General features: G+C 70.9%; 28 protein-coding genes. 18 read left to right on the forward strand and 10 right to left on the reverse strand.

Annotated features, from left to right (window positions below):
• Positions 1 to 63: 63 nt before the first annotated feature.
• Together QRN30_RS00200 and QRN30_RS00205 are read right to left on the reverse strand one after the other, a co-directional pair.
• Positions 64 to 516: a PTS sugar transporter subunit IIA gene (locus QRN30_RS00200; protein WP_214532732.1), complete on the reverse strand. Its 453-nt coding sequence runs from the start codon at positions 514 to 516 to the stop codon at positions 64 to 66.
• Positions 513 to 749: a PTS sugar transporter subunit IIB gene (locus QRN30_RS00205; protein WP_017886464.1), complete on the reverse strand. Its 237-nt coding sequence runs from the start codon at positions 747 to 749 to the stop codon at positions 513 to 515. The genes QRN30_RS00200 and QRN30_RS00205 overlap by 4 nt, the downstream gene beginning before the upstream one ends.
• Positions 750 to 927: 178 nt before the next feature.
• Between QRN30_RS00205 and QRN30_RS00210 the strand changes: the two genes are divergently transcribed.
• The 12 genes from QRN30_RS00210 to QRN30_RS00265 all read left to right on the forward strand — a co-directional run bounded on the left by QRN30_RS00210 (position 928) and on the right by QRN30_RS00265 (position 11,398).
• Positions 928 to 2,196: a PTS transporter subunit EIIC gene (locus tag QRN30_RS00210; RefSeq protein WP_017886463.1), complete on the forward strand. Its 1,269-nt coding sequence runs from the start codon at positions 928 to 930 to the stop codon at positions 2,194 to 2,196.
• A gap of 128 nt (positions 2,197 to 2,324) precedes the next feature.
• Positions 2,325 to 3,239: a metal ABC transporter solute-binding protein, Zn/Mn family gene (locus QRN30_RS00215; protein ID WP_017886462.1), complete on the forward strand. Its 915-nt coding sequence runs from the start codon at positions 2,325 to 2,327 to the stop codon at positions 3,237 to 3,239.
• Between the two features lie 47 nt (positions 3,240 to 3,286).
• Positions 3,287 to 4,132: a metal ABC transporter ATP-binding protein gene (locus QRN30_RS00220; RefSeq protein WP_042538396.1), complete on the forward strand. Its 846-nt coding sequence runs from the start codon at positions 3,287 to 3,289 to the stop codon at positions 4,130 to 4,132.
• Positions 4,132 to 5,070 carry a metal ABC transporter permease gene (locus QRN30_RS00225; protein ID WP_284759990.1) on the forward strand — a complete coding sequence of 313 codons (939 nt, stop codon included), beginning with the start codon at positions 4,132 to 4,134 and terminating at the stop codon, positions 5,068 to 5,070. The genes QRN30_RS00220 and QRN30_RS00225 overlap by 1 nt, the downstream gene beginning before the upstream one ends.
• Positions 5,067 to 5,492: a Fur family transcriptional regulator gene (locus tag QRN30_RS00230; RefSeq protein WP_017886459.1), complete on the forward strand. Its 426-nt coding sequence runs from the start codon at positions 5,067 to 5,069 to the stop codon at positions 5,490 to 5,492. Before QRN30_RS00225 ends, QRN30_RS00230 begins: the two co-directional genes overlap by 4 nt.
• A 10-nt stretch (positions 5,493 to 5,502) precedes the next feature.
• Positions 5,503 to 6,198 carry an alpha/beta fold hydrolase gene (locus QRN30_RS00235; protein WP_284759991.1) on the forward strand — a complete coding sequence of 232 codons (696 nt, stop codon included), beginning with the start codon at positions 5,503 to 5,505 and terminating at the stop codon, positions 6,196 to 6,198.
• Positions 6,199 to 6,561: 363 nt separating this feature from the next.
• A complete protein-coding gene (rpmB, locus tag QRN30_RS00240) occupies positions 6,562 to 6,798 on the forward strand; it encodes a 50S ribosomal protein L28 (RefSeq protein ID WP_027464952.1) in 237 nt (78 codons plus the stop codon).
• Positions 6,798 to 6,968, forward strand: a complete 171-nt coding sequence (gene rpmG, locus QRN30_RS00245) for a 50S ribosomal protein L33 (protein WP_017886456.1) — start codon at positions 6,798 to 6,800, stop codon at positions 6,966 to 6,968. The genes rpmB and rpmG overlap by 1 nt, the downstream gene beginning before the upstream one ends.
• 2 nt (positions 6,969 to 6,970) lie before the next feature.
• On the forward strand, positions 6,971 to 7,276 hold the full coding sequence (gene rpsN, locus QRN30_RS00250; protein ID WP_017886455.1) for a 30S ribosomal protein S14: 306 nt from the start codon (positions 6,971 to 6,973) through the stop codon (positions 7,274 to 7,276).
• A 290-nt stretch (positions 7,277 to 7,566) separates the two neighbouring features.
• The gene (locus tag QRN30_RS00255; RefSeq protein WP_017886454.1) at positions 7,567 to 7,854 is read left to right on the forward strand and encodes an HU family DNA-binding protein; all 288 of its coding nucleotides are present in this window, start codon (positions 7,567 to 7,569) and stop codon (positions 7,852 to 7,854) included.
• Between the two features lie 143 nt (positions 7,855 to 7,997).
• Positions 7,998 to 10,073 (forward strand): bifunctional copper resistance protein CopD/cytochrome c oxidase assembly protein, encoded by a 2,076-nt coding sequence (locus QRN30_RS00260; RefSeq protein ID WP_284759992.1) that lies wholly within the window; start codon positions 7,998 to 8,000, stop codon positions 10,071 to 10,073.
• Complete coding sequence (locus QRN30_RS00265) at positions 10,070 to 11,398, forward strand: ATP-dependent DNA helicase (RefSeq protein ID WP_214585099.1); 1,329 nt, start codon at positions 10,070 to 10,072, stop codon at positions 11,396 to 11,398. Before QRN30_RS00260 ends, QRN30_RS00265 begins: the two co-directional genes overlap by 4 nt.
• A 355-nt stretch (positions 11,399 to 11,753) precedes the next feature.
• On the opposite strand, the gene QRN30_RS00270 is transcribed toward QRN30_RS00265, so the two are convergent.
• Complete coding sequence (locus QRN30_RS00270; protein WP_159557184.1) at positions 11,754 to 12,200, reverse strand: DUF4383 domain-containing protein; 447 nt, start codon at positions 12,198 to 12,200, stop codon at positions 11,754 to 11,756.
• 340 nt (positions 12,201 to 12,540) lie between these two features.
• Between QRN30_RS00270 and QRN30_RS00275 the strand changes: the two genes are divergently transcribed.
• Positions 12,541 to 13,341, forward strand: a complete 801-nt coding sequence (locus QRN30_RS00275; protein ID WP_140448242.1) for a phosphatase PAP2 family protein — start codon at positions 12,541 to 12,543, stop codon at positions 13,339 to 13,341.
• A gap of 141 nt (positions 13,342 to 13,482) precedes the next feature.
• A complete protein-coding gene (locus tag QRN30_RS00280) occupies positions 13,483 to 14,622 on the forward strand; it encodes a CE1758 family FMN-dependent luciferase-like monooxygenase (protein WP_140448243.1) in 1,140 nt (379 codons plus the stop codon).
• A gap of 153 nt (positions 14,623 to 14,775) precedes the next feature.
• On the opposite strand, the gene QRN30_RS00285 is transcribed toward QRN30_RS00280, so the two are convergent.
• Both QRN30_RS00285 and QRN30_RS00290 read right to left on the reverse strand, forming a co-directional pair.
• Positions 14,776 to 15,147 (reverse strand): DMT family transporter, encoded by a 372-nt coding sequence (locus QRN30_RS00285; RefSeq protein WP_284759997.1) that lies wholly within the window; start codon positions 15,145 to 15,147, stop codon positions 14,776 to 14,778.
• Position 15,148: 1 nt separating this feature from the next.
• Positions 15,149 to 15,463 (reverse strand): DMT family transporter, encoded by a 315-nt coding sequence (locus QRN30_RS00290; protein WP_017886447.1) that lies wholly within the window; start codon positions 15,461 to 15,463, stop codon positions 15,149 to 15,151.
• 108 nt (positions 15,464 to 15,571) lie between these two features.
• Here QRN30_RS00290 and QRN30_RS00295 point away from each other — a divergent pair, with 108 nt between their 5' ends.
• The 4 genes from QRN30_RS00295 to QRN30_RS00310 all read left to right on the forward strand — a co-directional run bounded on the left by QRN30_RS00295 (position 15,572) and on the right by QRN30_RS00310 (position 19,586).
• The gene (locus tag QRN30_RS00295; RefSeq protein WP_284759999.1) at positions 15,572 to 16,150 is read left to right on the forward strand and encodes a TetR/AcrR family transcriptional regulator; all 579 of its coding nucleotides are present in this window, start codon (positions 15,572 to 15,574) and stop codon (positions 16,148 to 16,150) included.
• 179 nt (positions 16,151 to 16,329) lie between these two features.
• Entirely contained in the window at positions 16,330 to 17,343 is a 1,014-nt protein-coding gene (locus tag QRN30_RS00300; RefSeq protein WP_017886445.1) for a permease, read from the forward strand.
• Positions 17,330 to 18,169 (forward strand): TIGR03943 family putative permease subunit, encoded by an 840-nt coding sequence (locus tag QRN30_RS00305; protein ID WP_017886444.1) that lies wholly within the window; start codon positions 17,330 to 17,332, stop codon positions 18,167 to 18,169. The genes QRN30_RS00300 and QRN30_RS00305 overlap by 14 nt, the downstream gene beginning before the upstream one ends.
• Positions 18,159 to 19,586 (forward strand): hypothetical protein, encoded by a 1,428-nt coding sequence (locus tag QRN30_RS00310; RefSeq protein WP_284760001.1) that lies wholly within the window; start codon positions 18,159 to 18,161, stop codon positions 19,584 to 19,586. Before QRN30_RS00305 ends, QRN30_RS00310 begins: the two co-directional genes overlap by 11 nt.
• A gap of 72 nt (positions 19,587 to 19,658) precedes the next feature.
• Here the strand turns inward: QRN30_RS00310 and QRN30_RS00315 are convergent, their stop codons facing one another.
• From QRN30_RS00315 to QRN30_RS00335, 5 genes are all read right to left on the reverse strand, one after another.
• Positions 19,659 to 20,705, reverse strand: coding sequence for an NAD(P)-dependent alcohol dehydrogenase (locus QRN30_RS00315; RefSeq protein ID WP_017886442.1), 1,047 nt, complete (start codon positions 20,703 to 20,705; stop codon positions 19,659 to 19,661).
• Positions 20,706 to 20,900: 195 nt separating this feature from the next.
• A complete protein-coding gene (locus QRN30_RS00320) occupies positions 20,901 to 21,986 on the reverse strand; it encodes a glycerate kinase (RefSeq protein ID WP_284760003.1) in 1,086 nt (361 codons plus the stop codon).
• Positions 21,987 to 22,162: 176 nt separating this feature from the next.
• Positions 22,163 to 23,284: an FAD-dependent oxidoreductase gene (locus QRN30_RS00325; RefSeq protein ID WP_284760004.1), complete on the reverse strand. Its 1,122-nt coding sequence runs from the start codon at positions 23,282 to 23,284 to the stop codon at positions 22,163 to 22,165.
• Positions 23,285 to 23,330: 46 nt separating this feature from the next.
• A complete protein-coding gene (locus QRN30_RS00330; RefSeq protein ID WP_284760005.1) occupies positions 23,331 to 24,320 on the reverse strand; it encodes an ornithine cyclodeaminase family protein in 990 nt (329 codons plus the stop codon).
• A complete protein-coding gene (locus QRN30_RS00335) occupies positions 24,317 to 25,219 on the reverse strand; it encodes an ABC transporter substrate-binding protein (RefSeq protein WP_284760007.1) in 903 nt (300 codons plus the stop codon). Before QRN30_RS00335 ends, QRN30_RS00330 begins: the two co-directional genes overlap by 4 nt.
• Positions 25,220 to 25,325: the final 106 nt, after the last annotated feature.

Consider the following 25,325-nt stretch of genomic DNA (forward strand, 5'->3'; position numbering starts at 1 on the left):
GCGAAAGCGACTGTGTGCTGCGGGTGTTCCGCAGTACACAGTCGCTCTGGCGAGGAAGAACCCCTAGACCTCGTACAGGGTGTCGCCGTCGAGCACCGTGGTGCCGACGGTTCCCTGGTCGATGCTGTCCGGCGTCGAACCGAGCACGACGACCGGGCAGATCGGCGAGTACCCGGCAGCCGAGATCACCGAGGGGGTGAACCGGACGACGGGGTCGCCGGCGGTGACGGTGTCGCCCTCGGTCGCGAGGAGCTCGAAGCCCTCGCCGGCGAGCTTCACGGTGTCGATGCCGACGTGCACCAGGACGTCGGTGCCCGCGGCGCCCTGCAGGGCGAACGCGTGCGGGTGCAGCTTCACGATGGTGCCGTCGACGGGGGCCACCGCGGTGACCGCACCCTCGACACCCGTCGGGTCGACCGCGACGCCGGCGCCGACGAGCTGTCCGGCGAACACGGGGTCGGGCACGTCGGCGAGGGCGACGACCGGTCCGCCGAAGGGGGTGCGGACGACGGTCACAGTTCGTCCTGGATGTCCTGCGCGAGGTTGTCGGCGACCGTGCCGACGATGACCTGCCAGCCGGTGCCGCCACCGACGACGGCCTGGGCCCCGGCTGCCTGCAGGGCGGCCTTGTCGACCAGGTCCCCGTCCTCGACCTCGACGCGGAGGCGCGTGATGCAGCCCTCGACCTCTTCGATGTTCTCGGCGCCGCCGAGTGCGGCGATGATGTCGGCTGCCTTGATGTCGGCCATCGTTTCCTCCTCGTTAAGGGTTTGCGTCGCAGGTTGACACCGGACCGCTCTCGGATCAGACTACGGAACTGGTCATGACCGGACAGGACCGGACCTGGCGACACCGCCGAGGTTACCTGCGCTGGCTGCACGACTCAACTCACCCCGACAGCTCCACCCAATGACGAGAGGACCTCCGATGAGCGCCACCACTGCCGCGGATGTGCCGGAGAAGAAGAAGCCGAAGAAGCAGTCACGGCTGTTCGCACAAGCCCAGCGCCTCGGACGGAGCCTGCTCCTGCCGATCGCGGTCATGCCCGCCGCGGGCATCCTGCTCCGCATCGGCCAGCCAGACCTCCTCGGGGCGATCCCCGGCTTCGGCAAGTGGGCCGGAGTCATCTCGGCTGCTGGCAACGGTGTCTTCAACTGGCTGCCGTTGCTCTTCGCGGTGGGCATCGCGATCGGCTGGGCGAAGAAGTCGGACGGCACCACCGCCCTCGCCGCGGTCGTCGGCTACATGGTCATGTTCGAGGTCTGGAAGGTGATGTCGCCGATCGTCCTCGACGGCGTGAAGGACGCCAACGGCGACCAGGCGATGATCAACTTCGGGGTGCTCGGCGGCATCGTGATGGGGCTCGTCTCCGCGGTCATGTGGGAGAAGTTCCACCGCACGAAGATGCCCGACTTCCTCGGGTTCTTCTCGGGCCGTCGCCTCGTCCCCATCCTCACCGCGGTCGCGGGTCTCGTCATCGCCGTCGCGATGTCGTTCGTCTACCGCTACTTCGACATCGCGCTGACCGCGGCGGGGACGGCCGTGGCCGACAACGCCGTCATCGGCGGCGGCATCTTCGGCTTCGTGAACCGCATGCTCATCCCGATCGGGCTGCACCAGCTGCTGAACTTCTTCCCGTGGTTCCAGCTCGGCAGCTTCACGGGCGCGGACGGCGTGATCTACCACGGCGACATCGCTCGGTTCCTCAACGGCGACCCGACCGCCGGCATCTTCCAGACCGGCTTCTTCCCGATCATGATGTTCGCGCTGCCTGCCGGTGCCCTGGCGATCTGGCGCAACGCCAAGCCGCAGAACCGCAAGCTCGTCGGCGGCATCATGATCTCCGCCGCACTGACCTCGTTCGTCACGGGCATCACCGAGCCGCTCGAGTACTCGTTCATGTTCGTCGCGTTCCCGCTCTACGTGATCCACGCGGTGCTCACGGGCACCTCCCTCGCCCTGGTGAACGCCCTGGGGATCCACGACGGCTTCTCGTTCTCTGCCGGTGCGATCGACTACGTGCTGAACTTCGGCAAGGCGGACGGTGCGATCTGGCTCATCCCGATCGGCCTCGGCTACGCGGTCGTCTACTACTTCCTGTTCAGTTTCGTGATCAAGAAGTGGAACCTCCGCACGCCCGGGCGTGAAGAGGACACGATCGCCGAGAACACGATCGACGCGGCCACCAAGCCGTAGACGCGAGCGTCTCCGAAACGGGAGGCCCGGTGCCAGCTGGCACCGGGCCCCCCGTCCGTCTCGCGGTCGCCCTGAGAGCCCTCATAGCGGTTTTGACAATCGTTATCAGTAGGCGTTAGCGTCGTGCCATGCACAACCGCCTCCTCGCCCTCCCGCTCGTCGCCGGCGCCGCCGCGCTCGCCCTGACCGGGTGCGCCACCTCATCTGCCTCGGGGGAGGCCACCAGCAGCGACGGCACGATCAACGTCGTCGCCTCCACGAACGTCTACGGCTCGATCGTCAAGAGCATCGGTGGCGACGCCGTCACCGTCACGAGCATCCTGAGTGACCCGTCGCAGGACCCGCACTCCTTCGAGTCGAGTGCCCGCACGCAGCTCTCCGTGTCGAAGGCCGACCTGCTCATCGAGAACGGTGGCGGCTACGACGACTTCATGACGACGCTCGCGAACGCCTCGGACACCAAGGCCGACACGATCAACGTCGTGAAGCTCTCCGGCCTCGACAAGGGCGGGAGTGCCGAGTTCAACGAGCACGTCTTCTACAGCTACCCCACGATGGTGAAGCTGGTCGAGGCGGTCACGAAGGACCTCAGCGCACTCGACGAGAGCGGCAAGGACGCGTTCCAGAAGAACGCCGCCACGCTCACCACCAAGCTCCAGGACCTCGAGTCCCAGACCGACGCCGTCAAGAAGCAGGACGCCGGCGACAAGGTGGCGTACACCGAGCCGGTGCCCGGGTACCTGTTCGACGCGATGGGCCTCGAGAACGAGACCCCGCCCGCCTTCTCCGAGGCCATCGAGGAAGGCGACGACGTCCCGCCGGCGGCCCTCCGCGACACCCTCGCGCTGTTCACCGGCAAGCGCGTGCAGCTCCTCGCCTACAACAACCAGGCGTCGAGCCCCGAGACCGAACAGGTCCAGAAGGCCGCCGAGCAGAACGACATCCCCGTCGTCGGTGTCACGGAGACGCTCCCCAAGGGGCAGGATTACGTCTCGTGGCAGCAGGCGAACATCGACGCGGTGAAGGCAGCGCTCCAGAAGTGACGACCTCGACCGCAGCAGCGGCGACCCACGGCCCGGCGACCACCTCGGTGGACGACCGGGCTGCGGCTCGTCCGGTCCTCGCGCTCCGCGACGCCGGGTTGTCCTACGGCGCCCGGAAGCTCTGGGCAGGCCTCGACCTCGACCTCGCGCCGGGGGAGTTCGTCGCGGTCCTCGGGCCGAACGGCGCCGGCAAGACCTCACTGCTCCGAACGGTCCTCGGGCAGCAGCGGCTGACGAGCGGGACGATGTCGTTCCTCGGGCAGCCCGTGCACCGCGGCCACCGGAAGATCGGCTACATCCCGCAGCAGCGCCTGATGGAAGCCGGGACACCCCTGCGCGCACGGGACATGGTCGCCCAGGGCGTGACCGGACACCGATGGGGCATCCGGCGGGCCTCGAAGGCCGACCGGGCACGCATCGACCGGGTCCTCGACGAGGTCGGCGCCACCGCGTTCGCGGACGCCCCCGTCGCCGAGCTCTCCGGTGGCGAGCAGCAGCGCACGCGTGTCGGGCAGGCCATCGCCGCCGACCCCGCCCTGCTGCTCTGCGACGAACCCCTCATCTCCCTCGACCTGCGGCACCAGCGCGGGATCACCGAGCTCATCGACCGCGAGCGCCGGCAGCGCCAGGCCGCCGTGCTCTTCGTGACCCACGACGTGAACCCGATCCTCGACGTCGTCGACCGCGTGCTCTACATCGCCGGGGGCCGGTTCCGGATCGGTTCGCCCGACGAGGTCCTGCGCGCCGACGTCCTGAGCGACCTGTACGGCACGCCCGTCGACGTCGTCCGCACCATGGGGCGCATCGTCATCGTCGGGGCGAACGAGGCCCACGAGCACCACCCGGGCGAGGTCGACCCGCACGCCGACCAGCCCGACGACGGGCGGATCTGATGGACCTGCTGTCGACCGTCTTCTCGTTCCAGGACTACGGCCAGCTCCTCGTGCTGGTGCAGAACTCGATCTGGGCCGGCGCGGTGCTCGGCATCGTCGGCGGGCTCATCGGCCCGTTCGTCGTCGCCCGGAACATGCCGTTCGCCGTGCACGGCATCTCGGAGCTCTCGTTCGCCGGAGCCAGTGCGTCGCTGCTGCTCGGGGTGAACGTCGTCTCCGGCTCGCTCGTCGGCTCGGTCGTCGCCGCCCTGCTCATCGGTCTGCTGGGCTCCAGGGCCCGGGAACGCAACTCGATCATCGCCGTCCTCATGCCGTTCGGGCTCGGGCTCGGCATCCTCTGCCTGGCGCTCTACAAGGGCCGTGCCGCGAACAAGTTCGGCTTGCTCACCGGGCAGATCGTCTCGGTCGACAACCCGCAGCTGACGGTCCTGATCGTGGTCGCCGCGATCGTCGTCGCGACGCTGCTCGTCATCTGGCGTCCGCTGATGTTCGCCTCGGTCGACCCCGACGTGGCTGCGGCCGCGGGGATCCCGGTCCGCACCCTGGCGATCGTGTTCATGCTCGTGCTCGGACTGGCCACCGCCGTGTCGGTGCAGATCGTCGGGGCGCTGCTCGTGCTGTCCCTGCTCGTCACCCCGGCCGCCGCGGCGCTGCGCCTCAGCTCGCACCCGGTCGTCGTGCCGGTGCTGTCGACGGTGTTCGCGGTGACGTCGGTCGTCGGTGGCATCCTGCTCGCACTGGGCGGCGGACTGCCGATCAGCCCCTACGTGACGACCATCTCGTTCGCGATCTGGGTGGTCTGCCGGATCATCGGGTCGCGACGCGACAAGCGGGGACGCAACCGTCTCGCCGGCCGGGGCCAGCGTGGCGGGGACGAGCCGGGCCTCCCGGCAGGGACGACGTCGACAGCCGGTCGGAAGGAAGAGGTGCCAGCATGAACGCCGTGCAGAAGACGAAGCGGAACACGTGGCAACGCGAAGCGGTGCGCGGCGCCCTCGACTCCACCGAGGGGTTCGTCAGCGCGCAGGCGCTGCACCAGCACCTGCGGGACGAGGGCTCGACCATCGGCCTGGCCACCGTCTACCGGGCGCTCGCCGACCTGGCGACCGAGGGCGGTGCCGACTCGCTGCAGCAGGACGGCGAATCGCTCTACCGGGCCTGCACGACGGACACGCACCACCACCACCTGATCTGCCGGAACTGCGGTCGGACCGTCGAGATCGAGGCGGACCCGGTGGAGCAGTGGGCGCAGGACGTCGCCGCCGCCAACGGGTTCACCAACGCCAGCCACGTCGTCGACATCTTCGGCGACTGCGCCGTGTGCACGGCCGCCCGCGCGACGGACCCGACCGGCGAGTAACCTGCCCCGCATGCACGTCATCCTGGTCCCGGGGTTCTGGCTCGACGCGAGCGCGTGGGACGACGTCGCCCCGGTGCTCCGCGAAGCCGGGCACTCGGTGCAGGCCGTCACCCGCGACGGTGACACACTCGACGAACAGGTGGCTGCCCTGGTCGCCATCCTCGACGACGTCGCGTCGGCCGACGAACCCGTCGTCCTGGCCGGGCACTCCGGCGCCGGACCCATCGCGTACATGGCTGCCGACCAGCGCCCGTCGCTCGTCGCGCACCTGCTCTACGTCGACACGTTCCCGGGGCCCGAGGGCGGGTGCGTCAACGACGAGCTGCCCGTGGTCGACGGGGTCGTGCCGCTGCCGTCGTGGGACATCTGGGAGCCTGCCACGGTCCGGGGCATGACGCCCGAGGTGCGGCAGGACGTCGAACACCGGGCGATCCCCGAGCCTGCCTCGGTGCCGTCGGACCGGTTCCACTACGCCGACGCCGCACGGCACACGATCCCGGCGACGATCATCACCTGCGAGATCCCCGCCGCCGAGCTGCTCGCGATGGTGGCGGACCACCAGGTCTGGGCGGCCGAGCTCGTCGCGACCGAGGAGCTCTCCATCGTCGGGCTCGAGACCGGCCACTGGCCGATGTTCACGGCGCCGCAGCAGCTCGGTGAGCTCATGGTGCAGGCGCTCGCGCCGAAGCCGACGCAGGCCCCGTAGGGCCGCGGGCCCGGGCGCCGGGCGCACTCGAACGCCGTGGGCGCGACCAACGCGGCCACGTGAGCGGCCCTGTCCAGCCGCAACGGGCCTCCAGGCCTGGAGGCCCGGCTTGCGACACGCCCGGTCGTCGCGTAACGTGGACCCCTGGTTCTCCGCGTCCGCGCGGCGGACCCGTTGTTCCAAGCCCTCCGACCGTCGCGAATGCCGCGGTCGCGCGGTGTCCGGCTCTCCTTCGACAGGGGATGCGGACCTGGGCGGTGCACACAACCCCCTCGCACGGCCACTCCGGTGGCACTGCGCGTGTGCACCAGGCAAGTGAACTTGGGTGCGGCCGTCCGGTCGCACGGTACTCAGGAGGAAACCATGGCAGCAGTGTGCCAGGTGACCGGCGCCGTTCCCGGCTTCGGTCACAACATCTCGCACTCGCACCGCCGGACGAAGCGTCGCTTCGACCCGAACGTGCAGAAGAAGACGTACTACGTGCCGTCGCTTCGTCGTAACGTCACGCTCACGCTCAGCGCGAAGGGCATCAAGGTGATCGACGCACGTGGCATCGAGTCCGTCGTCAAGGATCTCCTTGCCCGTGGGGAGAAGATCTGATGGCGAAAAAGGGTCAGGACATCCGTCCGATCATCAAGCTCCGCTCGACGGCGGGCACCGGGTTCACCTACGTGACCAAGAAGAACCGTCGGAACAACCCCGACCGACTCGTGCTGAAGAAGTACGACCCGGTGATCCGCAAGCACGTCGACTTCCGTGAGGAGCGCTAAGCATGGCGAAGAAGAGCAAGATCGCGAAGAACAACCAGCGTGCCGTCATCATCGCGCGTTACGCCGAGCGTCGTCTCGAGCTGAAGAAGGCCCTCGTGGACCCGAACGGCACCGACGAGTCGCGTGAGGCCGCCCGCGTGGGCCTGCAGAAGCTGCCCCGCGACGCATCGCCCATCCGCTACCGCAACCGTGACGCCATCGACGGCCGCCCCCGCGGCCACCTCGGTGAGTTCGGCATCAGCCGTGTCCGTTTCCGTGACATGGCCCACCGCGGCGAGCTCCCCGGCATCACGAAGAGCTCCTGGTAAGCACTCGCAGTACCCGACGCCCCGTCACCTCCAGGTGGCGGGGCGTTCGCTGTGTACGGGGTACACGCGACCGTTCATTCGTCACATCTGCCCCTCCAGCACCCCTTCGGAGCCCCGACAACCCCGGAAATCCGGGCGAGTCGGCGGTTTTCACCCCCTGCGGCTGGTAGGTTCAACTCCGGTTCCGCCGGGCCCTCGGCCCACTGGCACCGTGGCACGGGGCACCCGCTCCGGGCGCCGGACGACATGTGCGTCCGACCGATACTGCAAGAAGTCCGAGGAGGACATCCATGGCTGACAAGTCACTGAACCGCACCGAGCTCGTCGCTGCCGTCGCCGCTGAGTCCGGCCAGAGCCAGGCCACCGTCAACGGCGTCGTCGACGCGCTCTTCAGCGTCGTCTCGTCGTCCGTCGCCGACGGCACGAAGGTCACGATCCCCGGTTGGATCGCCTTCGAGAAGACGCACCGCGCCGCCCGCACCGGCCGCAACCCGCAGACGGGTGACGCCATCGAGATCGCCGCGAGCGACTCGGTCAAGGTCAGCGCCGGCTCGAAGCTCAAGGCTGCGGTCAAGTAAGACTGCTCCGCACATCGAGAGGGACGGCTTCGGCCGTCCCTTTCGTCGTTCCCGGGGCCGTCACGGCCTGGAGGCCCGTTGCGGTTTGCACAGATCGGCCCGCCCCGTTCGGTGGCCGGGTGGGCACCGCCTAGGCTTGACGGGTGAATCGGATCGCGCGCATCGCCGGTCCCGCCGTGCTCCTGCTCGTCGGGTTCGTGGCGCTGCTCACGGCACTCGTCATCGGCGGGGGAGCGAACCCCGCGCTCATCGCCGACCCCGGGCCCGTCGTCCGCTTCGGGCTGCCGATCGCTCGGCTCGTCGTCGACCTGTCCGCGGCCACGACGATCGGCGGGCTCGCGCTGGCGACCGTCGGGCTGTCGCGTTCCGGACCCGAGTGGAACCGTGCGATCGACGTCGCGGCCGGGGCGAGTGGCATCTGGACGGTCGCGTCGGCCGTCGCCACGTTCTGCACGTTCCTCAGCGTCGCCGGTTCGCGCATCAGCATCGACGAGCAGTTCGGGCAGTCGATGGGGGTCTTCCTCACCGGCACCGAGCTCGGGTTGGCCTGGCTCGTGACCGTCCTCGTCGCCGCGGCCGTCACGGTGCTCTGCTTCGCAGTCCGTTCGCGGGGCATGGTCGCCCTGACCGCCGCGGTCTCGATGATCGGCCTGATCCCGCTCGCACAGCAGGGGCACGCCGCCGGTACTGCGAGCCACGACGCCGCCGTCACGGCACTGGGGCTGCACCTGGTCGGTGCGGCGCTGTGGGTCGGTGGGCTCGTCATGCTCGTGCTGCTGCGCGGCGTGCTGCCCGGCGACCGGTTGGCCGCGGTCGTGGCCCGGTACTCGAGCATCGCCCTCGGGTGCTTCGTGCTCGTCGCCGTCTCCGGCACCGCGTCGGCGCAGATCCGCGTCGGGGCGCTGTCGAACCTGTTCACCCCGTACGGCACGCTCGTCCTGGTGAAGATCGGCGCGATCGTCGCCATGGGGGTCCTCGGCGCCGTGCAGCGTCGTCGGGCCATCCGCGCCCTGACCACCTCGCCCGGTCGGCAGCGGCCCTTCTGGACCCTGATCGTCGTCGAGCTCGCGGTGATGGGCGTCGCCTCGGGCTTCGCGGCGGCACTCGGCCGCACGGCCACCCCCGTCGACCAGATCGCCCTGAGCAAGACCACCGACCCGAGCCCGGCGGAGCTCCTGACCGACGACCTGCTGCCGCACGCACCCGGTGCGTGGGGCTGGCTGACCCAGTGGAACATCGACCTGTTCTGGCTGATGGCCGCCGTGCTGCTCGCCGCGACCTACGTGGCCGGCGTCGTGCGACTGCGGCGGAGCGGCGTGCGGTGGCCGGCGCGACGCTCGATCGCCGCAGCCCTGGCGATCGTGTCCCTGGTGGTCGCGACCTCGGGCTCGCTGCACCAGTACGACCGGTTCCTCATCTCGGCCAACGTCGGTGCCCACGTGCTGCTCGGCCTGGTGGTCCCCGCCCTGGTGTGGGCGGCGGCACCCGTCGCGCTCATCCGTGCGGCCGTGCACCCCCGGCACGACGACAGCACAGGGGTGCGCGAGTGGACGGACGTCATCGTCGAGCACCCGTCCGTCCGGTACCTGGCGCAGCCGTTCCCCGCGTTCCTGCTCGCGGCGGCGGTGTGGTGGGCCTTCTTCGCCACCGATGCCGTCCGGTGGTCGGTGAGCGACCCCACCGGTCGCACCGTCAGCGACGCCGTGTTCCTGCTCGTCGGGCTGCTGGCCGTCCCCACGCTCTGCACCCCGGTCCCGGTCGGGCAGCGGCGTCCGACCACGGCTGCCGCGGTCGTCCGGATCGTCGGGGCCGTGGTGATCGCGACGGGCACGGTGTCGCTCGGCATCGCGATGCGCGGCCCGCTCGGGCTGCTGCAGGCCTCGTGGTTCGGCGCGATGGGCCGGACGTGGGGGCCGGGTCCGCTCGTCGACCAGGCCCGGGCCGGCCTCGTGTTGATCGTCGCCGGCACGCTGCTCCTGGTGACCGTCGTCGTGGTGGTGCTCGTGCGGCTCCGGCGAGACGGAGCAGCCCCGAGGGATGCGGCCGCCACCGCTGGCACTGGCACTGGCGTCGCCGCTGGCGATGCTGTCGCCGCCGACGCTCCTGACGCCGGGGCGACCGTGCCCGCCGTCCCCGCTGCCCGCGCCGACCAGGACGACCTGGACTTCGACGACGGCAGCGACGACCTCGAACCCTCGCCCGGAGCGGACGCCCGATGAGCATCGAGCTGAGCGACGAACAGCGCGCGGTCTTCGAGTACATCGAGCACACCCGCGACCACGTGTTCATCACCGGCCGGGCCGGCACGGGCAAGTCCACGCTGCTCAACCACCTGTCGTGGAACACCGAGAAGCAGGTCGTCATCTGTGCCCCGACGGGGGTCGCCGCGCTCAACGTCGGCGGCCAGACGATCCACTCGCTGTTCCGGCTGCCGATCGGGCTCATCGCCGACGCCGAGCTGCGGCAGGGCCCGGACACCCGCAAGCTCCTCAACACGATCGACACCCTGGTCATCGACGAGGTCTCGATGGTCAACGCCGACCTGCTCGACGGCATGGACCGATCGCTCCGCAAGGCCCGTGGTCGGCAGCTCGAGCCGTTCGGCGGTGTGCAGGTCGTGATGTTCGGCGACCCGTACCAGCTGCCCCCGGTGCCCGGCGATGCCGATGAGCGCGCCTACTTCACCGACCACTACCGGTCGATGTGGTTCTTCGACGCCAAGGTGTGGCTCGAGGCCGAGCTCAACATCATCGAGCTCGCCACCGTCCACCGGCAGCGCGACGACGCCTTCGCCGCGATGCTCACCGCCGTCCGGCACGGTCGGGTCACCGCGGACATCGCCGAGCAGCTCAACACCGCCGGAGCGCGCCCGGCTCCGGACGACGCCATCACCCTGGCGACCCGCAACGACACCGTGGCGCGGATCAACAAGGCGGCCCTCGAGCGGCTGCCCGGCAAGGTGAAGACCGCCAAGGCCGACGTCAACGGTGACTTCGGCGGACGGAACTTCCCCGCTGACGAAGCCCTCGAACTGAAGCCCGGCGCGCACGTGATGTTCCTGCGCAACGACGCCGACCAGCGCTGGGTCAACGGCACCCTCGGCATCGTGACCGCCATCCGCGACACCGTGTGGGTCGATGTCGACGGGGAGTCGTTCGAGGTCCAGCCGTCGGTGTGGGAGAAGTTCAAGTACTCGTACGACGCGGACAAGAAGGAACTCAAGAAGGACACGGTCGGGGAGTTCCAGCAGTTCCCGCTCCGGCTCGCCTGGGCCGTGACCATCCACAAGTCCCAGGGCAGCACGTACGACCGCGCCGTGGTCGACCTCGGCAACCGGGTGTTCAGCGCCGGCCAGACCTACGTGGCGTTGTCGCGGCTGACCTCGCTCGAGGGGCTGTTCCTGACGCGCCCGCTCCGCCCGCAGGACATCATCGTCGACCTGGACGTCCGACGCTTCATGTCCGAGGCACCGCGCATCGTCGCCACCGAGCTCGAGGCCCCGAAGGCGAAGCCCGACGCCGACGCTGACGCCGACGCGGACTGACCGGAAGCTGACGGGCGCGTCGGACTGACCCGGTCGGTCTTCTGCATCGGCCTCGCGCCGCGGAACGTCGGTGCGGGCACGCCTGCGTGCCTGTCGCACACTGACGGGCGGTCACGACTCCCCGTTGGTCCTTTGTCGAGTGGTCACTCGTCGTCGCCTGGACGCTCCGCATCCGACAGTTCGTGACCGACCGGCGCACCTGAGCGGGGAGTCGTGACCGGCCCGCGCGCCCGCACCGGCCCCCCACACGCGATGCCCGCACCGGCCCGCGCGCCCGCACCGGCCCCGCACACGCGACGACGCCCGCCTGCCGGAGCGGCAGACGGGCGTCGGGAAGTGCAGTCGAGCGGAGGCGTCAGGCGCGCGCCGCACGCAGCGCGCGGAGGTTCTCCTTGTCGGCACCGAGTGCGGTGAGCAGCAGGATCACACCGACGATCGCGTGGAAGACGTTGTCCGTGGTGTTGAGCGCGAAGACGTTGGCCGAGGTGTCCACGAAGACGAAGCCGTACACCGCGAAGACCACGAGCAGGACTCCGACGAGCAGGTTGCCGTTGCGGGAGCCGATGGTGTTGCCGAGGCCGGTGATGAGCAGGACCACGGCGAGCAGCACCCACACCAGGCAGAGCGCCGGGTTCACGCCGAACGCGTTCCACAGCATGCCGCCCTGGCGGTTGAAGAAGCCGGGGTCGCCGTCGGCGGCGAAGAAGAAGCCCAGGACGCCCCAAAGTGCGAGGACGCCGCCGGCCGTGAGTGCGAGACCCCGGTTCGGCGAGGCGGTGATGCCCGGTTCCTTGATGGCCACTTCGGTTTCCTCCTCGTACACTGCCGACGCGACGTGCGTCGGTCCCGCGTGGTGCGACGGCCCGGCTGGGATCACCGATCCCGTCGTCGTGGCGCGGAGTGCGCGGCCGACAGGGGTGCGGTTCCCAGCCTCCGGCCGGTGCTCCAACGGTATCGTGTCGGACCCCGACCGACCCAATCGCAGCGCCGCTGCCAGTCGTGCGAGGAGCCCGACGACGACCACTCCGAGGAGGACCAGCCCGGTGACCTTGACACCCGAGCGCAGCGCATCCGAATCGCGTGGACCGTTGGTCTCGCGGCGGGTGCGGTGGGCTGCGCTTGCGGCTCTGGGGTTCGTGATCGTGCCTCTCGTCTACGGGGTCGCGGTGCTGACCCCGGTCGGTCAGAAAGCGGAGGACGCCGCGCTCGGCGGGGTCCGGGAGTCCGACCTGTTCAGCTCGGACACTGCCCTCAACGTCATCTCGGTGCCGGTGATCCTGTTGCTCGTCGTCGTGATCGTCGCCGTGGCGTTCGCCAGACGGCGGCTCTCGGTTGGGCTCGGCGCGGGGGTCGTGGTGCTCGCGTCGGCGGCCACCTCGACGCTCGTCAAGCGTATCGCCGTGCGCCCGGAGATCGCCCAGTCGACGACGCCGAACTCGTTCCCGTCGGGGCACGCGACGATCGCGCTGGCGGCGCTGTTCGCGGTCCTGATGGTCACGCCTCGTCGGTTCCGCCCCTTGGTGACCATCGTCGGCGCGGGCTACGCGGTGTTCGTGGCGAACCAGACCGTGGTCTACGGCTGGCACCGGGTCAGCGACATCATCGGTGCCTGCGCGATCGCGGTGTTCTGGCTCGGGATCGTCCGGGCGGTCGGTCCCCGGGTCGACCGCGGGCTCCGGGGTGACCGTGACGGTCGACGAGGCCCGCGGCGGGTGGTGAGCGTCGTGCTCCTCGTGGTGACCGGGGCCACGCTGGCGATCGGTGTCGCGGCGCTCGTGGTCGGGCTGGCCGGTGACGGTGCGTACGACCATGCCGCGATCCTGCTCGCGGGGCGGCTGGCGTCCAGTGCGAGCGTCCTGGCGGTGGTCACCGCGGTCTGGTTCCTGGACGGGATGCACCACGCCGCGCGCACCGACCCGGCCACGTTGCGGTCCGCCGGCTGACCCGGGGAGCCGAGCCGGGCCTCCAGGCCGCGCGACAGTACCGACCGACGGGCGCGAGCCTGGCGGGAATGCTCCGCCGTGCGCTACGTTGTACCGAGCAAGTCGATGCAAACGCATCGATATCGCGAAAGGCGGCGCAACATGCAGTTCGGCATCTTCACGGTCAGTGACGTCACGACCGACCCCACGACCGGCACCACGCCGGACGACACCCAGCGCGTCCGCGACATCCTGACGATCGCCGAGCACGCCGACCAGGCCGGCCTCGACGTCTTCGCGACCGGTGAGCACCACAACCCGCCGTTCGTGGCCTCGTCGCCGACCACGTTGCTCGCCTACCTGGCCGCGAAGACGAAGGACATCACCCTGTCCACGTCGACCACGCTGATCACCACGAACGACCCGGTGCGCATCGCCGAGGAGTACGCGATGCTCCAGGTCGTGTCCGACGGCCGCATGGACCTCATGATGGGGCGCGGCAACACCGGCCCGGTCTACCCGTGGTTCGGGCAGGACATCCGTCAGGGCGTCAACCTGGCGATCGAGAACTACGCGCTCGTCCGCCAGCTGTGGGAGAACGACGTCGTCAACTGGCAGGGCAAGTTCCGCACGCCGCTGCAGGGCTTCACCTCGACCCCGCGTCCGCTCGACGGTGTCCCGCCGTTCGTCTGGCACGGCTCGATCCGCACGCCGGAGATCGCCGAGCAGGCCGCGTACTACGGCGACGGTTTCTTCCACAACAACATCTTCTGGCCGATCCAGCACACCGAGCAGATGGTCGGCCTGTACCGCCAGCGCTTCGAGCACTACGGGCACGGCCGCGCCGACCAGGCGATCGTCGGGCTCGGTGGGCAGTTCTTCGCGCGGAAGAACTCGCAGGACGCGATCGACGAGTTCCGGCCCTACTTCGACAACGCCCCGGTCTACGGCCACGGCCCCTCGATGGAGGACTTCACCGCCCAGACCCCGCTCACCGTCGGTTCGCCGCAGCAGGTCATCGACCGGTACGCCGCGATGAAGGACCACGTCGGGCACTACCAGCGCCAGCTGTTCCTCATCGACCACGCCGGCCTGCCGCTCAAGACGGTGCTCGAGCAGATCGACATCCTGGCGACGGACATCGTGCCGGAGTTGCGCAAGCTCAACGACGAGGGTCGCCCCCTTGACGTGCCGTCGGACCCGCCGTCGCACGCGGCGCGTGCTGCTGCCGCGATGGCGGCCGGCACGGTCGGCAGCGACCACGTCGCCGCCGAGGACGAGTGGACGGGCGCGTCCGTCTGATCGCCTGACCACCTGACGGACGGGAGGCCGGGTGCCAGCTGGCACCGGGCCTCCCGTCCGTCCCGGCGCGCGTCCAGGGCGCTGCGTCGTGAAAGCGACAGCCCTGCGGATGGCGCTGCCGTCACCTTCGCGAGAGCGACAGTTGCCCGCGGATCATCCGCGGAGATCTGTCGCTTCCGCCAGGGGAGTGGCGCGCTCCGCGGCGGGGCGGGCCGGCACGAGCTTGAGGCCGACGACGCACCCGACGATGCCGGCGATGAACAGCAGGCGCAGGACGGTGACGGGCTCCGCGCCGGTGGCCATGCCCCAGAGCACGGTGAGGGCGGCGCCGGTCCCGGTCCACACCGCGTACGCCGTGCTGATCGGGATGTGCTGCAGGACGTAGCCGAACGCGACGAGGCTGATCACGATCGTGACCCCGAACACGATCGTCGGTCGGAGGTCGGTGAAACCGTCGCTCTCGCCGAGGGCGGTCGCCCAGACGGTCTCGAGCGCTGCGCTGACGAACAGGACGATCCACGCCACGTCAGCTCACCACCTTGAGGCCGATGACGCACGCCACGAGACCGAAGACCAGGGCGAGTCGGGCGAAGGACGCGGCTTCCTGGCGGCGGAGGATCGCGACGACCACGGTCAGGGATGCGCCGATGCCGACCCAGACGGCGTACGCGGTGCCGACCGGGATGGTCTTCATCGCGAACGCCAGCCCCACCATGCTCAGGGCCATCCCGGCGACGAACACGATCGTCGGGACGACCTTCTTGAAGCCGTTCGAGGCGCTGAGGGCGGTGGCCCAGACGGCTTCGAGCACGCCGCTGAGCACGAGGATTGCCCATGCCATGACGATGTCCTTTCCTGCGGGGGTCGTTGTGGTTCCCGTTGTCGTACGACTGTGCGACAACGACCTCGACGGTAGCACGAGTTGGTACGACTGTGCGAGTATGGCGTCGTGGCCAGGAGCATGGACGTCGACGAACGGCGCCGCACCGTGTCCGAGGCGGCGTGCCGGGTCCTCGCCCGCGACGGCCTCGGGGCACTGAGCGTCCGGAACGTCGCCGCCGAGGCCGGGCTGCCGCCGAGCACGGTCCGCTACACGTTCCCGACCCAGGCGAGTGTCCGGTCGCACGCGCTCGAGCTGGTGTTCGACGCGACCGCGGCCCGGGTCGACTCCGTGCCGCCGGGCCTGCGCGGGACCGCCTACGCGCACGCGGTCCTGCTCGAGCTGCTGCCCCTCGACGAGGAGCGGCGCATCGAGCTCGACGTCTACCTCGGCCTCGGCACCGCCGCCCTGACCGACGCCGAACTCCGGCCGTTCCACGACCGGGTCGTCGACGAGATGCGCCAGTGGTGCGCGCAGATCCTCCGCGCGGTCGGGGTGCCGGACGCTGCCGTGCCGTACGAGACCCGGCGGTTGCACGCCCTGGTGGACGGGCTCGCGATGCACATCGTGCGGGTCGACCCCGGGGGTGACGCTTCGTGGGCGATCGACACGCTGGACCGGCACGTGGCAGGGATCGCCCGGGTCTGACCGCTGCACGGTGCCCGGAGCGCGTGCACGGTGCCGGGTCCGCGAACCCGTGCGGCGTTGGTGGCTCCGTGCGGCGCTTCATACCTGCACCGAGCGGGCAACCCTGCACGGGGTGACCGGACTCGCACGGTGCGAGGGGCGCGCAGCCCCGGGCAGGACGCGTCGCCTATCCTGTCCCGGTGACGACGACCACGCGGCCGCCGCAGCGCACCCGGAGCCTCACCGGCCCCGGCCTGGTGCTGCTCGTCGTCGTCGTCCTGCTGGGCATCCGGCTGTTCTCCCCGAGCATCGGGACGACCGGGCTGCCCGACGTCGTGCAGGACTTCCTGACGCTGGCGATCAGCGTCGTCGTCGAGTCCCTGCCCTTCGTGGTGCTCGGCATCGTGCTGTCGATCGTCGTCGAGGTCTGGGTACCGGTCGGTGCGCTCGAGAAGGTCCTGCCGCAGAACGCCTTCGGTCGTCGGGCCGTGATCTCCCTGATCGGGATGCTGTTCCCGGTGTGCGAGTGCGGCAACGTCCCGCTGGCCCGCGGTCTGATGATGCGCGGGTTCACGCCGGCCGAGGCGGTCACGTTCCTGGTCGCTGCCCCGATCCTCAACCCGCTCGTCATCATCAGCACCGCGCAGGCGTTCGGTTGGTCGGGGTGGATCCTGCCGGTGCGCATCGTCGGTGGCTTCGTCGTCGCGAACCTCGTCGGCTGGATCGTCGCCGCGCACCGCCGTCCGGCCGACCTGCTGCTCCCCGCCTTCGAGGCCCGGTGCCGTGCGGCCGTGGGAGCGCCCCGGGGCCTGCACCGCTGGCGGCAGAGCGCCGCGCAGTTCGGCGGCGAGACGGCGACGATGATGCCGGCACTGTTCGTCGGTGCCGGGCTCGCCGCCGCGATCCAGGTCGCCGTGCCCCGCTCGACCCTGGTCGCGATCGGCTCGAACCCGGTGCTGTCCGTCGCGGCGATGATGCTGCTGGCGATGACGGTGTCGCTCTGCTCGAACGTCGACGCCTTCTTCGCGCTGTCCTTCGCCTCGACGTTCCTGCCGGGGTCGATCACGGCGTTCCTGATCATCGGGCCGATCATCGACGTCAAGATGATCGCCCTGCTGCGCACGACGTTCCGGGTCCGCTTCCTGGTGCTGCTGTCCGTCGTGTGCGTCTTGTTCGCCGGAGCCGTCGGGTTGGTGATGAATGTCCTCGTCTGATGCACGCAGCAACGCGCCCGCGTACCTGGGCCTCGGGTCGGTGCTGGCCGTTGCGCTCTGCACGCTGTGGCTGGCGCTGGTCGGGCAACTCGACCTGTACATCAACCCGCGCTACTCGGTGTTCACGGTCGTGCTCGCCGCCGTCGGGGTGCCCGCGTCGATCGCCGGCCTGGTGGTCATCGCCCGCGGGCACGGCCACACGCACGGCGACGACGAGCACGAGCACGAGCCAGATGGCGATCGGGGGCGGCGCGGACTCGGCCGTCGTCGCGCCGTCCGCGTCGTGCTCGGCAGTGCAGCCGCCATCGTCACGGTCGGTGTCACCGTCGCGATGCTCGTCCTGCCCCCGACGACGCTGTCCGCCCGCACCGCACAGCAGCGGAGCATCGACTCGGCGACCCTGTCGAACGCCACCGGTTCCGAGGCAGCGGTGTCCCTGCTCGGCAGCGAGGGCGTCGACACCTCGGAGTACGGCGTCAAGGACTGGGCGGCCCTGATCCGGCAGACCACCGACACCACGGCACTCGTCGGCAAGCAGGTCGAACTGACGGGCTTCGTGGTGCCCGGTGACGACGGGTCGTTCACCCTGACCCGCTTCGTGATCAGCTGCTGCGCCGTGGACGCGCAACCCGTCGGCCTCAGCGTCGTGCCCGGCGACGACGGCGGTAGTGGTGGCGGCAGTGGCACCGTCCCCGACGAGGGGAAGTGGGTCACCGTCCGCGGCGCCCTCGCAGCGAACCCGGACCAGTCCGCCGACGCCCGCATCGTCGTCAAGGCCGCGAAGGTCACCGAGGTCGCGCAGCCCAAGGACCCGTATGAGTACTGAGACGGGCGGGAGCTCCGAGGGGCGCCGCGAGCGCCGCCCGGTCGCGCACCGGTTCCACCGCCGGTACGTGGCCGTCGTGGTCGTCCTCGCCGTGGTCGCCGCGCTCGCCGCGGTCGTCGGCTCGCAGCAGGGTCCGCGGCTCCGCGACGTGTCCTACGACGCGACCGGGCTCGTCACGAGGCCGGCCCAGCGGATCATCCTGACGGCGAACCAGGCACTGCAGAAGGTCGACGCCGCCGACGTCCGGGTCAGCCCGGCTGCGGCGCACACCGTGACCTCGAGCGGCAACACCATCGCGGTCGAGTTCGCCGGGCCGCTGGCCTACGACCGCGACTACACCGTCACGGTCGCGGGTGTCCGGGCGCCGGGACAACGTGCGACGTCGGACCTGACGGCGGCGATCCGCACCGGCAGCACCGACGTGCTCGCCCTGGTCCCCGGGCAGGCAGGCGCGAAGGACCGCATCGTCCGGCGCTCCCTCGACGCCGGCGGCGCCACGACCGTCTACGAGGGCACCGCGATCAGCGAGTACGCCCGGCTCGGCCGCTCGCTGGTGGTCGTGAGCGGCACGGACGCCAGCTCCTCCGTCGACATCGTGGCGCTGAGCGGCGGCGTGCAGGACGACGACGCCCCCGTCGAGCACCTCACCCTGCCGACGTCCGAGGGGCGGGTCACGGCGCTCCACGTCGCGGACGACGGGGCCTCGTTCGGGTTCGAGTACGCCGACACCTCGACCGGGCAGTCCCGGAACACCGGCCTGTACGTGGTCGACATGACGGGCACGCACATGCCCACCGCGATCGCCGCGAACGGCAAGCCGAAGACGGGCGCCGTGCCGATGACCGTCGGGCAGTGGGCCTACGTCCCGCGCACCGAGAGTGCCCTGGTCCGGACGGGCAGCGACGACCTGGTCCTCGTCGACATGAGCGGTCGCGCCGACCCGGTCCGGCTCGGCAGCGCGACCTACCTGCACGGCTTCGTCGGCACCGGCACCACGGCCGTCGTCGAGACGGGCACCGGCATCGAACGGCTGGACCTGACCGACGGGTCCAAGTCAGCGCTGCAGGCCCCCGCGGCCAGCACGGATGCGGCCGTCCTCGGCCGCATCGCCCAGCTGTCCGACGACACGTACCTGCGGGTGCTGGGGGACGTGCGGTCGGACGGCACCATCGCGGCACGGATCGTGCGTGTCGACGGGGGACGCGCCTCCCGTCTGCCCGTGACGATCCCGGAGGACGCGAGCGTCACCGCGGTCTGCCCGTCCCCGAACAGCCAGTTCGTCGCGGTCGCGACGAAGTCGGCGAACGGCGAGCTCGTGAGCATCGTCGACGCGGCCTCCGGCGCGCTCGAGGCGAGCATCGACGCCGGTTCCGTCGACTGGTGCGGCGCGCTGCCGTCCGGTGACGAGGTCGGCTGACGGTCCGGAGACGACAGACGGAAGGCCCGGTACCAGCTGGTACCGGGCCTTCCGTCCATCATGTGGTGACGACTACGCCAGCGTGGCCGCGTCGATCACGAAGCGGTAGCGGACGTCCGAGGACAGGACGCGCTCGTAGGCCTCGTTGATCTGGTCGGCGCTGATGAGCTCGGTCTCCGGCAGGATCCCGTGCTCGGCGCAGAAGTCGAGCATCTCCTGGGTCTCCTGGATGCCGCCGATGGCGGAACCAGCCCAGCTGAGCCGACGCGGGATGAGCGCGAAGGCCGGCACCTCGAGCGGCTCGGACGGTGCACCGACGTTGACGAGGGTGCCGTCGACCTTGAGCAGGCCGAGGTAGGAACCCATCGGGATCTTCGCCGAGACGGTGTTGATGATGAGCTCGAAGGAGTTCGCGAGCTTCTCGAACGTCTCCGGGTCCTTCGTCGCGTAGTGGGCCTTCGCGCCGTAGCGGAGCGAGTCGGCTTCCTTCGAGGTGGTCTGCGACAGGACGGTGACCTCGGCGCCGAGCGCGACGGCGATCTTGACGGCCATGTGGCCGAGCCCGCCCATGCCGACGACGGCGACCTTCGTGCCGGGGCCGGCCTTCCAGTGGTGGAGCGGCGAGTAGGTGGTGATGCCGGCACAGAGCAGCGGCGCGACCTTCTCGATGTCGAGCGACTCGGGGACGCGGAGCACGAAGTCCTCGTTCACGACGACGGCCTGCGAGTAGCCGCCCTGGGTGATCGAGCCGTCGGCGGGGTCGACGCTGGCGTAGGTGCCGATGTTGCCCTTGAGGCAGTACTGTTCCTGGCCGGCGACGCAGTTCTCGCACTCGCCGCACGAGTTCACCATGCAGCCGACGCCGACGCGGTCGCCGACCTTGTGCTTGGTGACGTTCGCGCCGACCTCGGTGACGTGGCCGACGATCTCGTGGCCGACGACCTGCGGGTACTGGATGGGGCCCCACTCACCGCGGACGGTGTGGATGTCCGAGTGGCAGATGCCGGCGTAGGCGATGTCGATCGCGACGTCGTCCGGGCCGACGTCACGACGGGTGATGGTGGTCTTGACGAGCGGCTCGGTCGCTGACGGTGCCGCGTACGCGTTGACGGTGCGCAATGATCTCCTCGTGGGGGTGGTGCGTTGCGGGCCGGTTCCGGCCCGGAACCAGTCTGCGCGCCCCCGCGGCCGTGTGGGAGGTACAACCAGGACACCCCTGGTGCCGCCCGACGGGCGCGTCGCGGCGGCTGCGCGGCGCGGCGGTGCGCGGCGCAGCGGTGCGCCGGTGTGCGGTGCGCCCGGCGTTCTGCTCGCTCAGGCCAGCCGGGCCAGCCGCTGCCCGGCGATCGTCGCGAAGCGCAGGGGGTCGGCGAGGGCGTCGTCGGGTTCGCCGGTGGTCTGCGTCGCGAGCACGGTCAGCGACGCGGCGGCCACGTAGTCGTCGAGCGGGGCCTCGATCGCGCCGGCGACGAGCATCGAGCGGGCACCGGGAGCGTGCGCCGCGGTCAGGTCGCGGACCACCGAGGGAACCTTGCCGACGGCGCTCTGTCCGTCGAAGCGTCCCTCGCCGCTGATCACGACGTCGGCGGCGTTCACGTCGGTACCGTTCACGATGTCGTTGCCCCCGAGCAGTGCCGGCAGCCCGAGGACCTCGGCGACGGCCGCTGCCCCACCCGCGAGCGTGGCGCCCCACACCAGCAGGCCGAACCCCACCCCACCCGCGGCTCCGGCGCCCGGGGTGCTCGGGTCGACGTCGGGGAAGCGCGCGGCCCAGGTGGCGAGCCGGTCGTCGAAGGACGCCACTCGGTCGGGCGTGATGCCCTTCTGCGGGCCGAAGACGGCGGCGGCACCGGTCGGGCCGAGCAGCGGTGAGGTGACGTCGGTGAGCACGGTGACCCCGAGCGGCGGGAGCAGCCGGAGACCGCCGGTGCCGGTGCCGCTCTGCTCTTCGTCGAGGCCGAGCGCCTCGAGCACCGGACGCCCGCCGTCGGTGGACGCGCTGCCCCCGATGCCGAGCACGAGCCCCGTCGCACCGGCGTCGAGCGCGGCGGCGATCGCCTCGCCGAACCCACGGCTCGTCGCCGTGTCCGGCATCGGTGCATCGAGCAGGGGCAGGCCGCTCGTCGCCGCGAGCTCCACCACGGCACGGCCGTCGGGCAGTCGCAGCCACTGGGTGGCGACCGGGGCCCCGGCCGGCCCGGTCACGGTGACGGGGACCCGGACGGATCCGGGGACGGCGGTCTCGAAGGCGTCGAGGGTGCCCTCGCCACCGTCGGCCATCGGGACGAGCACCACGTCGTCGTCAGGGCGTTCGGCCAGCCAACCGTCGCGGACCGCCGCAGCGATCGACGCCGCCGTCGCGGTGCCCTTGAACGAGTCCGGAGCCACGATGATGCGCACGGTTCCACCGTAGTGGCCGGTCGCGGGACGCCGGCGTGCGCGCGTGTGTGAGACGCCGGTGTGTGCGTAGAACGCCTCGTTGTCCGCGAGACGCCTCCGTATTCGGCGGCGTCTCGAGGCCAAGGCGGCGTCGAACGAACACGCCGGCGTCTCGCGAACGACCGCGCCCCGACGCGTCAGGGCGCGGGCACCGGCTCCGGCAGGGCGAAGCGCGGGTGCGGCACTCCGCCCGTCGCGAGGTCCGCGAGCATCTCGCCCAGCAACGGCGCGAACTTGAAGCCGTGCCCGGAGAACCCCGTCGCCACGGTGAGCGGCCCCACGCGGTCGATGACGAAGTCCTCGTCGGGGGAGTTGTCGTACAGGCAGCTGATGAACGTCGGCTTCGTCGCGTCGACCCCCGGCACGTACCGCGCGACGTACGCCTGCAGCCGCTCGGCTTCGGCGGGTACGGGCGTGAAGTCGCGGTCGTCCGGGTCGACCACGGGCCCGGTGCCGTGGAACCCGACCTTGACGCCCTCGCCGGGCGTCAGCAGCCCGTAGACGTCGTCGCCGTCGGCCCAGTGCACGAAGCTCGGCCAGGCCTCGTCCGGCAGGTGGCTGGGGAAGTGGGCGGGCTGCTCCTGGGTGACGCGGATGGCCGGGAGGCCCGTCCCGCGTCCGGTAACCAGCTCGCCGACGAGCGTGGGGGCCCACGAGCCCACCGCGGCCACCACGGACGCGGTGCGGACCGCGGTGCCGTCGGACAGTGTCACGGTGACGTCGTCACCGTGGTCGTCGAGCCCGGTGACCCGGATGTCGAAGCGCAGGTCGGCGAGGCCGGTCCGTTCGGCCAGGGTCAGGAATGCCTCGACCGTCCGGTCGGAGCGGATCCGCCCCGCCGACGCATGGGTCAGCACGTGCCCCTCGAACGCGATGCCGGGCCAACGTGCTGCCGCCTGCTCCGGCGTCAGCGACTCGTGGGGGATGTCCGCGTCGGCCAGGGTGGCGGCGATCGCGTCGACGACCTCGGGCCGCCCGTGGTCGACCGCGCCCGTGCGGACGATGAGCTCCTCGCCGGCGGCCTCCTCGAGCCCTTCCCACAGCGCCAGTGCGCGGGTGGTCAGCGCGACGTACTCCGGGTCGGCGTAGCCCTGCCGGAAGATCCGGGTCGCACCGTGCGAGGAACCGAGGTGGTGGCCGCGGGCGTGCTGCTCGACGAGCAGGACGCGCTCGCCGCGGGCCGTCAGGGCGTACGCGGTCGCAGCACCGACGACCCCGGCGCCGATGACGACGTGCGTCGCCGGTGCGGGGATGGTCATGTCGAGAGCGTAGTTGGGTGCGCCGACCCCGACACGACCGTCCCCGTCAGCGGCCCGAGGTCGGCACCGTGGTCCCGAGGCCTCGTTCGCGAGCGACTTCGAGCACCAGGGCGGCGACCGCCAGGTCCTGCGCACCGAGCCCGACCGAGTCGAACACCGTGACCTGGTCGTCGTCGACCCGGCCGGCAGCACGTCCGACGATGACCTCGCCGAGTTCGGCCGGGTGCAGGTCCTGCGGGACCGCGCCCTCGATGACGGCCTCGAGCAGGTCGCCCGACTTCGACCAGGCTGTGGCCCGGCTGTCGACGAACACCGTCCCACGCGCCATCGCGGGGCCGTCGAGCTCGCGGTGGGTGGGGCGCGGACGGGCGCCGACGGCGTTCACGTGCTGGCCCGCGTGCAGCCAACCGCCCTCCACGACCGGGCGTACCGACGGCGTGAGCGTGCACAGGACGTCGCACTCCTCGGCCACCTGGCGGGGACCACCCACCACGGTGCACCGTCGTGCGAGGTCGTCACCGACGGTCTCGAGGAACCGACCGGTCGTCGCCGCGGAACGCGACCAGAGGAGCACCCGTTCGAAGTACCGGACCTTCGCGAACGCACGCAGGTGCTCGACGGCGAGGTTCCCGGCGCCAACGAACCCCAGCGTCGTGCTGTGCGATCGAGCGAGGTGCTGCGTGGCGACGACCGAGGCTGCCGCCGTCCGCGCGCGGGTGATGTCCTTGCCGTCGAGGACGCCCAGGCACTCGCCGGTCATCGCAGACGACACCAAGATGCTGGACCGCTGGGTCGGCAGACCGCGGGAGGCGTTGTGCGGGATGTCGGCCATGAGCTTCACCGCCACCAGACCCAGCCGGTCGGACCGCACCGCCATCGGCAGGAAGAGCGCATCGTCGGCACCCGTCAGGGCGACCGGGGCCGGCTGCTGCATCCGGCCTGCTCCGAGGTCGGCGTGGACGGCTTCGACGGCTTCGAGCACATCGACGTCCTCGAGCGCAGCAGCGACGTCGGACGCCCCGAGGACGAGCGTCACGAGACGGCGACGGCGCTCGGCGAACCGAGGAGTTCGTCGGACGACGGGACGTGCGTCGTGAGTCCGCCGTCGAACAGGATCCGCATCCACCGGTCGGACGCATCACGGTCCACGACGGCGGAGTCCCACACGCCGCCCGCCGCCATCTCGTCGGCGGCTCGTCGGAGCAGCGACTGGTCCTTGTCCGGCCAGCGGGCTGCGAGCACGGCGGTGATCTCCGCGTCGGCGTCGCCAGCGGTGATCCGCTGCATGGCCGCAGCGATGCCGTCCATGAACCGTGGCACGCGGTCACCGAGTTCCTCGATACGGTCGGTGCGGGTGTAGTAGACGCTGTTCGGCATCACCCCGCCGGCATCGAGGTGCCGGAAGACGATCGACCCGCCGCCAGCCGCCACGAGTTCCTCGGCGGACACGAGGTCGAGGATGATGGCGTCGCCGAGGCCGCCTCGGTAGAGCTCCACGAGCATGGCGGTCGACAGGTCGCGGACGAAGCGGGTCGCTGCGACGTCGAGACCGGCTTCGCGGACGAGCCCCGCCGTGAACTCGTACGGCGCGCTGCCGCCCGCACCCGGCGCGAGCACGACCTTCCCCGCGAGCAAGTCCAGGGTGATCGGGGCGGTCTCGTTCCGCGCCACGATGGTCATCGGGAAGGCGTGGTTCAGCTGGCCGACGACCGACAGTGCACGAGCGGTGCCGGCGTACATCGCCGGCACCCAGAGGCCCCCGAGCGCGAGGTGGGCTGCACCCGAGTCGATGTCGTCGAGGACGCCGGTCCACGGGTCGCAAGCGGTGGCGGTCACGGTGAGTCCGCGTTCGGCGAAGAGGCCGCCCAGGTCGGCGACGTACTCGGGCAGGTAGTTGAGGCCGTTCGCGGTCGCCGAGATCTGCAGGGTGTCCATGGTGGTGCTCCGTTCGTGGGGTGCGGCGTGCCGGGCGTTGCCCGGCACGCCGCTGGATCGTGTGGGTGGATCGGGTGGATCGGGTGGTTCGGGTGGTTCAGGTGGT

The sequence above is a fragment of the Curtobacterium sp. MEB011 genome, from assembly GCF_030209655.1.
GTDB lineage: Bacteria > Actinomycetota > Actinomycetes > Actinomycetales > Microbacteriaceae > Curtobacterium > Curtobacterium poinsettiae.

Coding starts and splice junctions, on each gene's coding strand:
- QRN30_RS00225 (WP_284759990.1), top strand. CDS start 4,132: ATGGACCTGCTGTCGACCGTCTTCTCGTTCCAGGACTACGGCCAGCTC.
- QRN30_RS00255 (WP_017886454.1), top strand. CDS start 7,567: ATGGCTGACAAGTCACTGAACCGCACCGAGCTCGTCGCTGCCGTCGCC.
- QRN30_RS00235 (WP_284759991.1), top strand. CDS start 5,503: ATGCACGTCATCCTGGTCCCGGGGTTCTGGCTCGACGCGAGCGCGTGG.
- rpmG (WP_017886456.1), top strand. CDS start 6,798: ATGGCGAAAAAGGGTCAGGACATCCGTCCGATCATCAAGCTCCGCTCG.
- rpmB (WP_027464952.1), top strand. CDS start 6,562: ATGGCAGCAGTGTGCCAGGTGACCGGCGCCGTTCCCGGCTTCGGTCAC.
- QRN30_RS00230 (WP_017886459.1), top strand. CDS start 5,067: ATGAACGCCGTGCAGAAGACGAAGCGGAACACGTGGCAACGCGAAGCG.
- QRN30_RS00210 (WP_017886463.1), top strand. CDS start 928: ATGAGCGCCACCACTGCCGCGGATGTGCCGGAGAAGAAGAAGCCGAAG.
- QRN30_RS00325 (WP_284760004.1), bottom strand. CDS start 23,284: ATGACCATCCCCGCACCGGCGACGCACGTCGTCATCGGCGCCGGGGTC.
- QRN30_RS00280 (WP_140448243.1), top strand. CDS start 13,483: ATGCAGTTCGGCATCTTCACGGTCAGTGACGTCACGACCGACCCCACG.
- QRN30_RS00310 (WP_284760001.1), top strand. CDS start 18,159: ATGAGTACTGAGACGGGCGGGAGCTCCGAGGGGCGCCGCGAGCGCCGC.
- QRN30_RS00305 (WP_017886444.1), top strand. CDS start 17,330: ATGTCCTCGTCTGATGCACGCAGCAACGCGCCCGCGTACCTGGGCCTC.
- QRN30_RS00335 (WP_284760007.1), bottom strand. CDS start 25,219: ATGGACACCCTGCAGATCTCGGCGACCGCGAACGGCCTCAACTACCTG.
- QRN30_RS00265 (WP_214585099.1), top strand. CDS start 10,070: ATGAGCATCGAGCTGAGCGACGAACAGCGCGCGGTCTTCGAGTACATC.
- QRN30_RS00205 (WP_017886464.1), bottom strand. CDS start 749: ATGGCCGACATCAAGGCAGCCGACATCATCGCCGCACTCGGCGGCGCC.
- QRN30_RS00215 (WP_017886462.1), top strand. CDS start 2,325: ATGCACAACCGCCTCCTCGCCCTCCCGCTCGTCGCCGGCGCCGCCGCG.
- rpsN (WP_017886455.1), top strand. CDS start 6,971: ATGGCGAAGAAGAGCAAGATCGCGAAGAACAACCAGCGTGCCGTCATC.
- QRN30_RS00290 (WP_017886447.1), bottom strand. CDS start 15,463: ATGGCATGGGCAATCCTCGTGCTCAGCGGCGTGCTCGAAGCCGTCTGG.